Raw genomic sequence first — 14,965 nt, 5'->3', positions numbered from 1 at the left:
CATTAAAATGATCTGTTCAATTCCACTTTAAAATTGGATTGTATATTATACGGGGAATGGTTATTATGAAAACTAGTAAAAGAATAATAGTTATGGATCTTTTATATCTGGGTGATCTATTATTTGCCCACCCTTTTTTTGAAGGCTTGAGGAAACTTTTTCCAGAGGCCAGGATTGATCTGGTGGCAAATAGTAATTTTTCTGAGTTAATGAGAGTTAATCCAAATCTTGACCATGTTTACAGTTATAATAAGAGCTGGACAGCTGCCAGATCATATAAATTTGCTAAAAAATTGAGAATGAATAATTATCAGCTGGGAATTAACATTCAGGGTAACTGGAGAACTGCGCTGCTTTTAAAATTAATTTCACCTGAAAAAAGTATTGGCTATGGTGGCAGGGGTAGAGGATTATTTTTAGATGAGGTAGTAGAAAAAGATAATTCTTCTCATATGATAGAATTATATCTTAAATTTTTAAATCAAATGCAGCAGAGTCAATTGCTGGCGAAGAACTTTGAAATCCAGAAACATAAATTTGATTCTAAGGAAGATTATTTTCCGGTTTTGAGAATTGATGAAACTTATAATCAGAGTGCTGCTCGAAAAATAAAGAATATTGGTCTGAGTGATAAATTTATTGTTTTAAATACCGGAGGCAGCTGGAAAACAAAACGCTGGCCCGAAGAATATTTTGCAGAAGTTGCCAATCTGCTGATTGAAAGAGGCTATAAGATTCTTTTTGTTGGTGGCCCTTCTGATACTGAAAGAGTTAGTTATATAATAAATAAAATTGAAAATAGGAACATGATTTATAATTTAAGTGGGAAAACGTCTCTGCTTGAACTTGCTGCAATTTTAAAAAGAGCCTCGCTGGTGATCAGTGGTGATACCGGACCGGTTCATGTAGCGGCTGCAGTCGGAACCAATACAGCAGCAATTTTTGGACCTTCTGATGAAACAAAATATGCTCCCCGTGGTAAAGCTAAGAATATATTAATTAAGAATGCCGGGCTCAACTGCCGTCCCTGTGGAGAACACGAATGTCCGCTGGATCATTTTAAATGTATGCGGGAACTGAGTCCAGATCTGGTAGTGGACAGAATTGAAAATGAAGGAATGATATAATGAAAGGGCTAAGTGCTTTAGTTTTAACTTATAATGAAGAAGATAATATTGCTGATTGTCTGGACAGCATTAGTTGGATTGATAAAATTGTTGTTGTAGATTCTTACAGTGATGATAGGACTAAAGAAATTTGCCAGCAATATGAAAATGTTAATTTTTATGAAAATGAATTTAAAGACTTTGCTTCTCAAAGAAATTTTGGCCTTGATAAAATTGAAACAGACTGGGTTTTTGTTATTGATGCTGATGAGAGGGTAACAGAGGAATTAAAAAATGAGATTAGAAATTTAAAGAATGATGATGAAGTTGATGCCTTTAATATAATTCGTAAAAATTATTTTTTAGGGAAATGGATAAAATATTGTGGCTGGCATCCAGATTATAATTTAAGATTATTTAAGAATAAATATAGATATTCCGGTATAGTACACGAGGGTTTTTCTGTTAACGGAAAGATAGAAAGATTAGAAAATGGTTTTTTACATTATACATATAAAAATTTGTCAAGTTATATAACAAGAATGAATCAATATACTACTCTTGATGCAGAAAAGAAATATAGATCTGGAAAAAAAATTGGTATTACTTATATTTTAAGTAGGTCTTTCTTAGAATTTATAAAAATGTATATTATTAAAAGAGGTTTTTTTGATGGTTTTCATGGAATTGTTCTTTCTTTATTGTCTTCTTATTATCAATTTATAAAAAATATAAAATTATGGGAATTAAATAATTTGAGAAGTGATTTAGATGAATAAACTTTCTGTTTTACAAATCAACTCTTCTAAAACTTGGTCTGGTGGAGAAACTCATTTAAAAGATCTATTAAAAGGACTTATAGATAGAGGATATAATATATCTTTGGCAGTTAGATCACAAATTGCAGCTAATTTTCATGACATGGATATTAATCTCAAAGTTTTACCGCTCAAAAACTCTATTGATTTTTATACAGTTTACAAACTTGTGAAAATTATTAAAGAAAATCAAATTGATATTATTCATGTTCATAACGGTAAAGACTATTGGCTTGCTGTTTTTGCACAATATTTTGCTGGAAAGGCTAAAGTAGTTGCTACGAGACATATTTTGCCACCATTAGGTAATAGCATTCTTCATCAAAAGATGTTTGCTAAAATTGATCATTTTATTGCTGTGTCTGAAAAAGTTAAGGATAATTTAATTCAAGAAAATAATATTCAATCAGAAAAAATATCAGTAGTATATAATGGCATGGATTTAAGTAATTATAATAATATAAATTCTAGTTATTTATATTCTGAATTAAATATTAGTAAAGATAATTTTATTATAGGTTCTGTTGGGGGACTTTGTGAGATGAAAAATCAAAAGTTATTAATAGATATTGCAAAAGAGATTAAATTGAAGCCAATAAAATTTATTCTTGTGGGTGAAGATTTTTCTGATAATAAAGAATATAAAAATGAACTTTTGACTAAAATCAAGCAAAATAATTTGGAAGATAGAGTTATAATGACTGGTTATAGAAAAGATATACCCGAACTAATGAATTTATTTGATTTATTAGTTGTGCCTTCCAAAAGCGAGGGCTTTGGACTTGTTGCAATTGAAGCAATGGCAGCAGGTACCCCTGTGATTGCTAATAAAATTGATGGACTTAAAGAGGTAATAGTTGATAAGGATTCAGGGTTACTTGTTCATCATAATAATATTATTAAATACAAAAATGAAATTTTAAACTTTTATTATAATCAGAAGCTTATGGATAAATATATTGAAAATGGTTACAAAAGAGTTAAAACTAAATTTTCTTTAGAGAAAATGATAAGTTCAGTTGAGAAAGTTTATTTTAAAACTCAAAAAATTTAATTAAAGGGGTTTAAAAGGAATTGAATATTACTGTAGACAAATTAGGTTTCTGGATAATAATATTTTTAACCTTTTCAGCAAACATATCAGTTGCAGGGGTTAATTTATCTGTGGGATTATTATTTATATTATTATTTATACATTTATTTCAGAAAAGAATTGATATTAAAGCAATTTATAAAGAATCTAAAGAAGTTATAAATGCAATTTTAATATTTTTCGCTGTATTAGTTTTATCAATAGTCTTTTCAGATTACTATAAATTGGGTTTGGATTATTTAGATAAGATATTAAGATACTTAATTATTTATTTTTCTATTATTCATTTCATTAAAAAGAAGGATCAATTAAATAAGATATTTATCAGTTTATCTTTATCCATTTTGATTTCTTCTTTATTTAGTATTTATCAATATTTTATATTAAATCTGAGAAGGCCTGCTGGATTTTTATCTACCTTAACAAATGAAAGTGTATTATTAATGGTTTTATCAATAATGGTAATGCTAATTTATAGAACTGAGAATAAAGCTAGATATTATTATATATTTGTTTCATTAATTTCTGTTTTATCTCTTATAGTTTCAAATACTAGAGGGGCATGGATTGCATTAATTATTGGTTTGCTCTTTTTTGCTTTTTTTGTTGATAAAAAGATGCTTGTTGCATTATTTATTATTTCAATAGTAATAATAGTTTTATTTCCATCATTTAAAGCTAGGTTTAATAGCATTTTTGATTTAAATAACAGTTCTAATAATGAGAGAATTTTAATGTGGAGAAGTGCTTTCGAAATGTGGAAAGATAGGCCAATTTTTGGTCATGGCATAGGAAGCTTTGAGAAGTTATATCCTGAAAAATATATACTTGATATTGCCAGAGTAAAAGGAAGGATGTATGCTCATAGTAATATTTTTGATTTATTAGCTGAAACAGGAATTTTTGGACTGATTAGTTATTTATATTTATTTTTTTCAATAATAAAACATGGTATTAACAGATTAAGAATATTAAAAGTTAAAGAGAAAACAATTGTTTATGGATATTTCTTGAGTTTTATGACTTTTTTTATTCATGGATTAACTTTTACAAATATATTTATTTCTCATTCTGCAAATATTTTTTGGGTTATTATAGCCCTGTATATTGTTGATTTGCGATTATTAAAAACATAATCAATTGTTAAATATAAAGAGGAATGGTCACTAATACTTATAATTTAATACTGATTTTAATTAGAAATAATTTTTATTAAGTGGGGGGAATTATGGGAATATCTGCTTTAATCATTACAAAAAACGAAGAAGAACGGATATCTGATTGTTTAGAGTCAATTAAATGGGTAGATGAAATAGTTTTAGTAGATTCATATAGTAGCGACAGGACTGTAGAAACAGCTGCAAAGTATACTGATAAAATCTACAAACGAGAATTCGATAATTTTTCAAATCAGAAAAATTATGGTCTTAAAAAAACTACTTGCGATTGGATTATAAATATTGATGCTGATGAAAGAGTATCTATAGAACTTAAAAATGAAATTTTAGAAATTCTTGAAGATAATATGAGCTTTGATGCATTTGAAATCCCAATAAAAACTTATTTTTTGGGAAAACCAATGAAGTAGGCAGGGGATTTTCCAATTTATAGGACCCGTCTATTTAAGAAGAAATTTGAATTTCATAATAAGGTTCATGAGGAATTGAGAGTAAAGTCGAAAAAACTAGGAAGATTAAAGAGTTCTATCTTCCATTATACCTGTTTAAATTTAAAGCATTATATTAATAAATATATTCATTATGCTAAATTATCAGCAAATCAAAAATTTGAAGCTGGAGTAAAAAAAGGTCTGGGTTACGCAGCCCTAAGATTTTTTCTGGATTTTTTTCAGAAATATATTTTACAGAGAGGAATTTTAATGGGAGGTCCTGGTTTTATTTATTCGGCTATTAGAGCATATTATTCTTTTTTGAAATATGTTTTTTTGTGGGAGTTAAATAATCAATGAGGTGATCAATTTTGAAACATTTAATAACTGGATCAGCAGGATTTATAGGTTCAAATTTAGCTAAAAAATTACTAGCAGAAGGCGAAGAGGTCATAGGGATAGATTGTTTTACAGATTATTATGCAAGAGAATTAAAGGAAAATAATATAAAAGAAATTTTAAATAATCCTAATTATACTTTTCTAGAAAAAGATCTTTTAAAAACAGATTTAAAAGACTTAATAAAAGATGTGGATTATATTTATCATCAGGCAGCTCAGGCTGGAGTTCGTTCTAGCTGGGGTGAAGATTTTGAAATATATAACCAGAATAACATTCTTTTAACTCAAAAACTTTTAGAGGCAGCAAAAGAGAGCAGACAATTAAAGAAATTTGTTTATGCTTCTTCATCTTCGGTTTATGGGGATACTGATCAGATACCTATGACAGAAAAACAGAGGCTGCAGCCGGTTTCACCTTATGGCGTCTCAAAACTTGCTGGAGAAAATCTCTGCTATTTATATTATAAAAATTTTAATGTACCTACAGTATCATTAAGATATTTTACTGTTTTTGGTGAAGGCCAGAGACCTGATATGGCTTTTCATATATTTATTAAGGCTTTTCTGCAGGGAGAAATCATTAATGTTTTCGGTGATGGTGAGCAAAGTCGAAATTTTACCTATGTAGGTGATATTGCTCGAGCTAATATTTTGGCAGCTCAAAATTCTCCGGCTGGTGAAATTATAAATGTTGGAGGAACTAATACTGTCAAATTAAATCAGAGTCTTGAATTAATGAAACAGATAATTGGCAGTGACACCAAAATTATTTATTCGAAAAAAGTTAAAGGAGATGTAAAACATACTGCTGCAGATATTAGTAAAGCCGATCAACTATTAGGTTATTCTCCCGAAGTCACCTTTAAAGAAGCTTTAGAAAGGGAGGTTAACTGGCTTAAGAAAATTTATTAATTTAAAAGTTATCTCTAAATTAAACCAGGTATTTAAAGAAAGGGGGAAATTAGATGTCTTTATTTAACAATGATTTAAGAAATACTTATATTTATCTGCTAATATTAATTATTTTCAGTATTCTGCTGTTTGTTCCCTCAACTTTAAATCGTGATCTTCATTATCGTGATGAATTAAGATATACAGAGGTTGCTAGAGAGATGGAGAATAGTGGTAATTATTTTGTTCCCCGGCTTGGTGGCAGAATTTATACAGATAAACCTCCTTTTTATTTCTGGTTTTTAATTTTTTCTAAAGAAATTTTTGGTGAGTATTCTGCCCCAGCAATGGTCAGTCCCAGTATTATTTCTGCTGTAATAATACTATTGTTAACTTTTTTGTTTGCTAGATCTATATTGGACGAAAAATATGCTTTTTTAGCAAGTATAATTTTAGCTACAACTGTACTTTTTTTTAGTTTATCTATATTTGTCAGAATGGATTTATTAATGATGGTTTTTATAACTGCTGCTTTGGTTACCTTTTTTATGGCATATCAAAATCAGAATAATTGTTTTTATCTTTTTGCTTATTTGTTTATCGCTATTGCAACTGCGATCAAAGGACCAGCTGGATTTTTGATTCCCTTAGCAACTATTTTCGGGTTTGTTATCTGGGATCAAAGCTTAGAAAAATTGCAGGAAATGAAATTGATGCAGGGATTAGGTATCTTTTTTTCTGTAATTTTATTATGGTTAATACCTGCCTTTATTTTTGGCGGCAAAGAGTATATTTATGATTTGTTAGTTCTGCAGACTTTTGGTAGAGCGGTTAATTCTTTTGCTCACAGTGAACCTTTTTATTATTATTTTACCACACTTCCATTAACCCTCTTACCCTGGACCTTTATGTTAATTTCAAGTCTCTTTTATATAATTAAACATTATAGAAATATTAATACAGAACTTAAATTTATATTAAGCTGGTTTTTCTGGCCCCTGCTATTATTTTCTTTTTTTAGTGGTAAATTAGTATTTTATCTGTTGCCAATTTATCCCGCAGCTGCAATTTTGATTGCCTACTTATGTCGGCAGGTTATAGTTAATCAGGAGAATAAAAAATTTATAGTGATTCCAGTTTTACTAACTATTATAATTATTATTGCTGGCAGTTTTTTTATTCCTGATAATATTGAAGGTTATAATATTGGCAGTTTATTAAAACCAGCACTGATATCAATAGGTTTTATTTTGTTGATTGCTTTAGTTTTATATTTTAAAAAAAATTATTTGGCATTAGTTTATCTTTTAGCAATAGCAATGCTCTTTTTTTCACTTAATTTAAATCTGATAATAGTTCCCATAGCAAGTCAGAATTATAGTAAAAGACCAATTGCTGAAGAGTTGAAAGGGTTACGAGAACAAAAAAACGTCGAAAATATTGCTGCTTTTAGATATGGGCAGCCGGAAACTCTAGCAGTTTATACTAATTTTTTTATTAAGGACCTGGGTACTGAAAAGGCACTCATTGGTTATCTTCAAGAAAAACAAGAAGCTGTTATTTTAATTAGTGAAGATGATTTTGAAAAAGTAAGTGCTATTTTTAATCAACAAGATGTTATCTATCATTCAAATGGATATAATCTGATTTATCATTCAATCGAATAAGAATAAACATTACTAGATTGGTTAAAAGTTCTTGATTTAAAAGTAATTAAGGGTTAAGGTGTTTGGAATTTTAAAACTCCATTTTTTTCTAGATTTGTCTTTGTTTTTTAATATATTTTTAATATATTAAAAATATAATTGAGTTATCAAATTAAGTTTGGTGATCAGCAAGAGATGTATTTACTAATTATAAACAAAATTATTAAATTATAAGGGGGTAAGTTCAATTAAAACAATAAATAATCATAAAAATATTTATATATATATATTATTAATTATTATTTGTGGGGCAGCTCTCTATTTGCCAGCTACTTTCTATAGAGATTTGCACTGGGAAGAAGAAATGAAATATGTTGAAGTTGCTAAGGAAATGTATGATACTGGAAACTGGCTGGTTCCACATTTAGGGGGGAAGTTTTATTCTCATAAACCTCCATTTTATTTTTACTTTTTAAATTTTAGCCGACTTATGGCCGGGGGTTATTCTGTAACCGCAATGGTTATGATGAGTTTAATTCCGGGTATTTTAATTGCAATAGTCACTTTCTTCTGGGGAAGCCTGAATTTTAATAAGAAATATGGATTTTTGTCGGCTTTGATTTTAATGATTACTTTTTACTTTTTTGCTCTTTCAATAACAGTTCGAATGGATCATTTAATGGGATTTTTCATTATTTCTGCTTTATTTTCTTTTTATCTCGGTTATTCTTCAGAATCAAAAAGAAAAGATAGATTCTATTATTTGGTTTACTTATTTATGGGCCTGGCAACATGGATTAAGGGACCGGCTGGTTTTTTAATTCCTTTAGTTGTTATTCCTGCCTTTTTGTTAATTCAAAAAGATCTGGCGGAATTTAAAAATTTAAAATTAAAAAAAGGCATCTTAATTTTTGTAGCTGTAATTTTATTATGGCTTGTACCCGCTTTAATTAGAGGGGGAAAAGAATATGCATATCAATTATTAGTTGTTCAAACTTTTGGTAGAACTGTTAATTCCTTTGCTCACCAGAAAGCATTTTATTATTATTTAACAACTTTTTCTTTTACCTTTTTACCGTGGTCTTTCTTTCTTTATTCAGCTTTTATTTACTGTTTTAAGAATAGGGGAAAGTTACCTCAATTTATAAAGTTTTTACTTAGCTGGTTTGCTGTTACTTTTATTTTATTTTCTTTAATAAGTGGAAAGCTTGACATATATCTTTTACCAATCTATCCAGCTGGAGCTCTTTTGGTTGCTTATTTATTTAAAGAGATTTCAAATCGGCGAGCATCCAAATATTATATTATAATTCCAGCATTGATTACTTTTGCATTTTTCACCATCGGAAGTTTTTTTATACCCCAGGAAACACAGGGAATAGCTTTAAAAAGTCTTTTGATGCCAACAATTATAAGCTGGATTCTGGGAGGAATAGTCGGGATAATTCTACTATTTAAAAAGAAATATAGTTATATTTCGTATCTCGTTATTATTATATTTGCAGTTTTTCTACTCAACTTTTCTTTCTCAGTAGCTCAACCTTTCAGTCAGACTTATACTCTTAAAGAGACAGCTAAAGAAATGCAGCAGTTAAAAACTAGAGGAATCAATAATATTGCTACTTATAAATATGATGGTGATTCCGATTCTCTTGGTATTTATCTTGACTTTTGGCCGGAAGTGATTAAGGACCGGGTTGGCTTTCTAAATTATCTTAAGCAGGATAAATTTGCAGTTATGATGGAACTTGACGATTGGCAGCGAATCAGGGGGGATTTGAATCAAAATATAAAAAACAAATTTGAAGTATCACAATTTAATCAAAGTTATATAATTATTACTAATTATAGTAACTGATTTAACTTTAAAAACGTATATAAATTAAGGGTGGTGGAAAATGCAGAATTATAAATATGATTTTTCAATAGTGGTACCCATTTATAATGAAATCAAAAATTTGTCTCCTCTAACAGATAGTATAATTAATGAATTAAATGAACAAGAATATAATTATCAAATAATTTATGTAGATGATGGAAGTCAGGATGGCAGCAGTCAAAAAATAGATTTGCTGCAGGAAAAAATAAATAGACTTTCAGCAATACATTTTACTAAAAATAATGGTCAGACTGCTGCTTTCTTAGCTGGTTTTAAAGAAGCGGAAGGAGAATATATAATTACTTTAGATGCAGATCTCCAGGTCAGTCCTGCTGATATACCTAAACTGATTCCCTTTTTAAATGATTATGATATGGTAATCGGGATGCGGACCAACCGGAATGATGGTTTGATTAAAAAAATTTCTTCAGTGGTTGGTAATGGGGTTCGGAACTTTATTACCGGTGAAAAGATTACTGATACAGGTTGTCCACTAAAAGTTTTTAAAAATGAGATTCATAAAGAATTTTATCCTTTTAAAGGTATGCACAGATTTTACCCTACTTTAGCCAGAATTAATGGATATGAAGTAAAACAGGTTCCGGTTAACCATTATCCCCGAAAATATGGTCAGTCTAAATATGGGATTAATAACAGAATGTGGAGAGGATTATTTGATACACTAGTTATGCGGTGGATGAAGAAAAGAATTATTAATTATAATATAAAGAGGGATTAATCTATGATATGGATAATAATTGGATTTGTTGGTCAGGCGATGTTTACCTTACGTTTTATTATTCAATGGATTGCTTCAGAAAAAGCAAAAAAAAGTATAGTTCCAAATGCTTTCTGGTATTTTAGTATTGCAGGAAGTCTTACTTTGTTAGTTTATGCAATTCATCGGCGAGATCCAGTTTTTATTGTGGGACAGTCAACCGGTTCTTTTATTTATCTACGAAATTTATATTTAATTAAAAAGAACAGAAAGAGCACAAGTAATCAGTGAACTAAAGTTATTTTACATATTTATTTAAAGAGGTGCTGATAAATGAGAATTTTAGTTGTAGAAGATGAAAAGGATTTATCAGATGTAATTAAAAAAGGGCTTGAGGAAGAAGGCTTTGTTGTTGATACAGTAAGTGATGGCCAGCAGGCTGTTAATCTTGCCTGGGATAATGAATACGATATAATAATATTAGATTTAATGCTACCAGTTAAAAATGGAATGGAAGCTTTAAAAGAAATCAGAGAGTACGGTATTAATACAGCGATCTTAATATTAACAGCAAAGGATATGGTAGAAGATAAGATAAAGGGATTAAACAGCGGTGCAGATGATTATCTAACCAAACCTTTTGCTTTTGGTGAGCTGGTTGCAAGAGTTAGAGCATTACTTAGAAGAGGTATTGAAGAGAATAATAATCAACTTATGACCGGAGATCTTGTAATTGATACGGTAAACCATAAAGTCTTACGCGGAGGAATTGAAATACCTTTAACAGTTAAGGAATATGCTGTTCTGGAATATCTGACGAGGAACAGAGGCCAGGTACTGTCTCGAACCCAGATAGAAGAACATGTCTGGGATTATCGATATGGAAATACATCTAACATTGTTGATGTATATATACGTTATTTGAGACAAAAAATTGATAATGATTTCGAGCCAAAATTAATTGAAACGGTTCATGGTAGAGGCTATAGGATAAAGGTAATTGAAAATGAAACTTAGATTAAAAATAAAGACAAGATTAACTTTATGGTATATAATTATTTTAACAATGACTTTAATTGCCTTTAGCAGTTTTATATTTTTAAATGTAGAACAATATATATATAACCAGGTAGAAATTAGGCTAAAAAATCAAGGAGAGCAAATCATTGGAGAAATTGAGAATAATGATCTTAGAGAGGAAAACATCGAAATTAGTCCAATCATTAATGAAGTAAAAGAGAATGCTGATAAAGATTATTTAATAGCTTATTATGCTGCGAATAAGAATTTGGTATTAACCAATAAACAAAACTATATTTTACCAGACAAATTGAAGACTGATAATATTTTTTCTGTCATTAAATTAGAAAATGATAATATTGATGAAGATTGGGCGTTAATAACTTTACCGATAAGCAGTCAAAGTACTTCGGGCTGGATTAGGGTAGCAGAAAGGCTGGATTCGGAAGAAAAAATATTAGATAAATTAATATTAATTTCAATACTGGGTATATCAATTTTTTTAATAGCAGCTATTACTGGCGGCTACTTTTTGGCTGGGAAGGCTCTTTCCCCAATAGAGAAAATTAATACTACTGCCAGAGAAATAAGTTCCAGTAGTTTGGGGCAAAGAATTGAAGAAAAAAATACTGACGATGAAGTGGGTAGTCTGATTGTAACTTTAAATCAGCTTTTTGCAAGGCTGGAGAAGGCCTTTGAAAGAGAAAAACAGTTTACTTCAGATGCTTCTCATGAACTAAGGACTCCAATAACTGTAATCAGAGCTCAATCGGAAAAGATTCTGAGAAGAAAAGATTTAAAAGAAGAATGTGAAGAAACCCTGAAAATCATAAAAAAGCAGTCTGATTATATGGGGCATTTAATTGAACAGCTCTTACTGCTTGCAAGAAGTGATAGTGGAAAGCAGATTATTGAAAAAGAAGAGTTTGATATTAATGAATTAGTGAAAATTGTGGCGGGAGAGTTTAGCGCAGTTGCTGAAAATAAAAATATAAAAATAATTACTGAACAGTCGAGCGAAAGCATAAGTGTTTTAGCAGATCAAAGTATGATTATTCAACTACTTCTTAACTTAATTGATAATGCTATTAAATATACACCAAAAGGTGGAGAAGTTAAGATAATTACTGAAAAAAATGATGGAAATTTAATAATTAAAATTAAAGATACCGGTAGGGGTATTCCTGAAGAAGATCAAGATAATATATTTGAGAGATTTTATCGGGTGGATAAGTCACGGTCTCGTAAAAAGGGGGGCACTGGTCTGGGGCTTGCTATTTGTGAATGGATAGTGGAGTCTCACGAAGGAAGTATTAATTTTGAGAGTAGTGCTGGTCTAGGAACAACCTTTATAATTAAGCTCCCTGTAGTTTAAAAATTTATATTATTTTGCTACCTGGACTATAAAAATAAGCTTTTTATTTGTTTTCAATAAGCTATATATCTATCTTCAGAATGAATATAATTCTTCATGAAATTAAATTTATTAAAGAGGGGATTTCGCTATGAGTAATTATTATAATTATCTAATATCATTAATTCAAAATTTCTCTATTTTTGGTTATCTATTAATAGCTATTCTGGCTTTTTTTGAATCTTTTGCTTTTATAGGTTTAATAGTACCGGGAAGTATAGCTGTTATTATTGGAGGATTTTTAGCAGCTCACGGCAGTTTGAATATTATCATTTTATATCTTTTAGTCTTTCTGGCTGCTGTTTTGGGAGATAATTATAGTTTTCGTTTAGGAAGAAATAAAAAAGTCCCCTTTAATCAGGATGGTAAAATATTTAATCAGGAACTTTTTATAAAAGGCCGAAAGTTTTTTGAACATTATGGAGCTAAAAGTGTTTTTCTGGGGCGATTCGTTGGCTGGGTAAGACCTATTATCCCATTTATAGCCGGTTTTTTTGAGCTAGATGCTAAAGTTTTTTTGCTGTGGAATATTTTAAGCAGCATATTATGGGCAGCGTCTCATATTGCTCTTGGCTACTTTTTTGGTAGAACCTGGCAGCTTGTTGCCCTCTGGTCTACAAGGTTTACAATTTTCTTTACAGGATTAATTGTTTTTGTGATTTTAATATATTTACTCAAACATTTTGCTTTGAGTAGAGGAAAGGAACTTTTAACTTTACTTGTTTCAATAGGTGAATCGATAAAAAGGGCTGTGATCGAAAATAAAGAAGTAAAAGAATTTGTTGAGCAGCATAAGGCATTCTTTTCATTTCTAAGAAAAAGATTTGATAGGAATAATTTTTTTGGTCTTCCAGTTACTCTTTTTGTTTTGTCTTTAATCTATGTAATGGCTCTTTTAGGAGGTATTATTGAAGATTTTCTAACTACTGATTTAATTATTAGTGTGGATCATAGAATAGCAAATCTTTTGACGATTTTTAGAAATGAAACTCTTACAGATATATTTTTCTGGATTACTTTTCTCGGGAAATGGCAGGTTATATTAGTTTTTACATTTAGTATAATTTTAATTTTATGGCTCTGGAATAAAAAATCATATATAATTCCAATCCTGATTAGCATTACAGGTAGTGTGTTATTTACCTATATCGGTAAATTACTTTTTCATAGACCAAGGCCGGTTGTTGCAATTTATCAAGAAAGTTCTTTTTCTTTTCCCAGTGGTCATGCTACAATTTCAGTTGCGTTTTATGGTTTTTTAACTTATTTTTTAGTGAAGGAAATTTCTAGCTGGAAAAATAAGATAAATATATTTTTTACAGGTTTGATATTAATTATAGCTATTGGTTTCAGTAGACTTTATCTGGGTGTACACTTTTTAAGTGATGTCTGGGCTGGATATTTAGTTGGAGCTCTGTGGTTGATTATAGCAATAAGTGTTTCAGAATATTTAACTCTTAATCAAAAAAATATTTTCCATAAATTTAAAGATGTAGAATTGTCCGGACTGGTAAAACAAATAATTTCAGTTATAATAATAATTTTAGCAGTTGGCTCATATACATTTTTTTCCTTAGAATATCAAATTCCATATAGAACAACTCCCCCACAGAAGCCACTAATTGTTAGTAAAGCTCTCAATGTTTTTGAAGGCAGTAGGCTTAAATATACAGAGTCGCTTTTAGGAGAAAAAGGAGAACCGATAAGTTTTATTATCGTGGCTAATAATGAAAAACAATTAATCAGAACTTTTCAAAGTGCTGGCTGGAATACAGCCGATGAAATCAACATATATACTTTATATAAAGCTGCAAAAGCGGCTTTATTAAAAAAACCATATCCCAGTGCACCGGTTACACCTGATTTCTGGAATTCAAAGGTTAATGATCTTGCTTTTGAAAAACCAGATTCTAGTGATAATATTAGAGTTCGTCATCATGCTCGATTCTGGGAGACTAATTTTATAACCAATGATGGAGAGAAAATATATGTAGGTACGGCAAGTTTTGATAGTGGAATTAAGTGGGGTATAACTCATAAGATTGATCCTGATATTGATAGTGAGAGGGAATATCTTTTTGATGATTTAGAGACTACTTCTCTGATCAAATCTGCAGAAAAATATCAATTTGTCGCGCCTAAACTGGGAAGTAATTTTGTAGGAGATCCTTTTTTCACGGATGGCAAAGCATATATATTGGTAGTTGAATAAATAGAGTTCAGTTAAAATATTTAATTAACTCAAAGTTTTATTAAAAAATAAATAATTTTTGATAATTATTAAAGGCATTGTTCAGCTGAGATAACTCCAGCTGGGCGGTGCCTTTTTTTATCTCTGTTACTTTAAAGATTAAAAAAATCTCATTTTTA

The 14,965-nt window shown here is 29.7% G+C and carries 13 protein-coding genes; all 13 read left to right on the top strand.

Annotation, left to right across the window (positions count from 1 at the left end; all coding sequences use genetic code 11):
• Positions 1 to 65 precede the first annotated feature (65 nt).
• The 13 genes from waaF to C8C76_RS02250 all read left to right on the top strand — a co-directional run bounded on the left by waaF (position 66) and on the right by C8C76_RS02250 (position 14,807).
• The gene (waaF, locus tag C8C76_RS02315) at positions 66 to 1,127 is read left to right on the top strand and encodes a lipopolysaccharide heptosyltransferase II (protein WP_108138277.1); all 1,062 of its coding nucleotides are present in this window, start codon (positions 66 to 68) and stop codon (positions 1,125 to 1,127) included.
• On the top strand, positions 1,127 to 1,885 hold the full coding sequence (locus tag C8C76_RS02310; protein ID WP_108138275.1) for a glycosyltransferase family 2 protein: 759 nt from the start codon (positions 1,127 to 1,129) through the stop codon (positions 1,883 to 1,885). The genes waaF and C8C76_RS02310 overlap by 1 nt, the downstream gene beginning before the upstream one ends.
• On the top strand, positions 1,878 to 2,978 hold the full coding sequence (locus tag C8C76_RS02305) for a glycosyltransferase family 4 protein (RefSeq protein WP_108138273.1): 1,101 nt from the start codon (positions 1,878 to 1,880) through the stop codon (positions 2,976 to 2,978). The genes C8C76_RS02310 and C8C76_RS02305 overlap by 8 nt, the downstream gene beginning before the upstream one ends.
• A gap of 20 nt (positions 2,979 to 2,998) precedes the next feature.
• Positions 2,999 to 4,153 (top strand): O-antigen ligase family protein, encoded by a 1,155-nt coding sequence (locus C8C76_RS02300; protein ID WP_108138271.1) that lies wholly within the window; start codon positions 2,999 to 3,001, stop codon positions 4,151 to 4,153.
• Between the two features lie 92 nt (positions 4,154 to 4,245).
• Complete coding sequence (locus tag C8C76_RS02295) at positions 4,246 to 4,605, top strand: glycosyltransferase family 2 protein (RefSeq protein ID WP_108138269.1); 360 nt, start codon at positions 4,246 to 4,248, stop codon at positions 4,603 to 4,605.
• A 392-nt stretch (positions 4,606 to 4,997) separates the two neighbouring features.
• Positions 4,998 to 5,939 (top strand): NAD-dependent epimerase/dehydratase family protein, encoded by a 942-nt coding sequence (locus tag C8C76_RS02285; protein WP_181248131.1) that lies wholly within the window; start codon positions 4,998 to 5,000, stop codon positions 5,937 to 5,939.
• Positions 5,940 to 5,992: 53 nt separating this feature from the next.
• Positions 5,993 to 7,585, top strand: coding sequence for an ArnT family glycosyltransferase (locus C8C76_RS02280; RefSeq protein WP_108138263.1), 1,593 nt, complete (start codon positions 5,993 to 5,995; stop codon positions 7,583 to 7,585).
• Between the two features lie 226 nt (positions 7,586 to 7,811).
• Positions 7,812 to 9,422: an ArnT family glycosyltransferase gene (locus C8C76_RS02275; RefSeq protein ID WP_108138261.1), complete on the top strand. Its 1,611-nt coding sequence runs from the start codon at positions 7,812 to 7,814 to the stop codon at positions 9,420 to 9,422.
• Between the two features lie 40 nt (positions 9,423 to 9,462).
• On the top strand, positions 9,463 to 10,182 hold the full coding sequence (locus C8C76_RS02270) for a glycosyltransferase family 2 protein (protein ID WP_108138257.1): 720 nt from the start codon (positions 9,463 to 9,465) through the stop codon (positions 10,180 to 10,182).
• Between the two features lie 3 nt (positions 10,183 to 10,185).
• Positions 10,186 to 10,452, top strand: coding sequence for a lipid-A-disaccharide synthase N-terminal domain-containing protein (locus C8C76_RS02265; protein ID WP_076545770.1), 267 nt, complete (start codon positions 10,186 to 10,188; stop codon positions 10,450 to 10,452).
• A 42-nt stretch (positions 10,453 to 10,494) separates the two neighbouring features.
• Positions 10,495 to 11,178, top strand: coding sequence for a response regulator transcription factor (locus C8C76_RS02260; RefSeq protein WP_108138256.1), 684 nt, complete (start codon positions 10,495 to 10,497; stop codon positions 11,176 to 11,178).
• Positions 11,168 to 12,556, top strand: a complete 1,389-nt coding sequence (locus C8C76_RS02255) for a sensor histidine kinase (RefSeq protein ID WP_258222405.1) — start codon at positions 11,168 to 11,170, stop codon at positions 12,554 to 12,556. Before C8C76_RS02260 ends, C8C76_RS02255 begins: the two co-directional genes overlap by 11 nt.
• A gap of 130 nt (positions 12,557 to 12,686) precedes the next feature.
• On the top strand, positions 12,687 to 14,807 hold the full coding sequence (locus tag C8C76_RS02250; protein WP_076545772.1) for an LssY C-terminal domain-containing protein: 2,121 nt from the start codon (positions 12,687 to 12,689) through the stop codon (positions 14,805 to 14,807).
• Positions 14,808 to 14,965 lie beyond the last annotated feature (158 nt).

It is taken from the genome of Halanaerobium saccharolyticum (genome assembly GCF_003053565.1).
GTDB lineage: Bacteria > Bacillota > Halanaerobiia > Halanaerobiales > Halanaerobiaceae > Halanaerobium > Halanaerobium saccharolyticum_B.
Note: the sequence above shows the minus strand (reverse complement) of the source record. Positions and strands in the feature narration are given on the sequence as shown.

What these genes read in the sequence shown, in the direction of transcription:
- waaF (WP_108138277.1), top strand. Translation starts at nt 66, where the DNA reads ATGAAAACTAGTAAAAGAATAATAGTTATGGATCTTTTATATCTGGGT.
- C8C76_RS02310 (WP_108138275.1), top strand. Translation starts at nt 1,127, where the DNA reads ATGAAAGGGCTAAGTGCTTTAGTTTTAACTTATAATGAAGAAGATAAT.
- C8C76_RS02305 (WP_108138273.1), top strand. Translation starts at nt 1,878, where the DNA reads ATGAATAAACTTTCTGTTTTACAAATCAACTCTTCTAAAACTTGGTCT.
- C8C76_RS02295 (WP_108138269.1), top strand. Translation starts at nt 4,246, where the DNA reads ATGGGAATATCTGCTTTAATCATTACAAAAAACGAAGAAGAACGGATA.
- C8C76_RS02280 (WP_108138263.1), top strand. Translation starts at nt 5,993, where the DNA reads ATGTCTTTATTTAACAATGATTTAAGAAATACTTATATTTATCTGCTA.
- C8C76_RS02270 (WP_108138257.1), top strand. Translation starts at nt 9,463, where the DNA reads ATGCAGAATTATAAATATGATTTTTCAATAGTGGTACCCATTTATAAT.
- C8C76_RS02265 (WP_076545770.1), top strand. Translation starts at nt 10,186, where the DNA reads ATGATATGGATAATAATTGGATTTGTTGGTCAGGCGATGTTTACCTTA.
- C8C76_RS02260 (WP_108138256.1), top strand. Translation starts at nt 10,495, where the DNA reads ATGAGAATTTTAGTTGTAGAAGATGAAAAGGATTTATCAGATGTAATT.
- C8C76_RS02255 (WP_258222405.1), top strand. Translation starts at nt 11,168, where the DNA reads ATGAAACTTAGATTAAAAATAAAGACAAGATTAACTTTATGGTATATA.
- C8C76_RS02250 (WP_076545772.1), top strand. Translation starts at nt 12,687, where the DNA reads ATGAGTAATTATTATAATTATCTAATATCATTAATTCAAAATTTCTCT.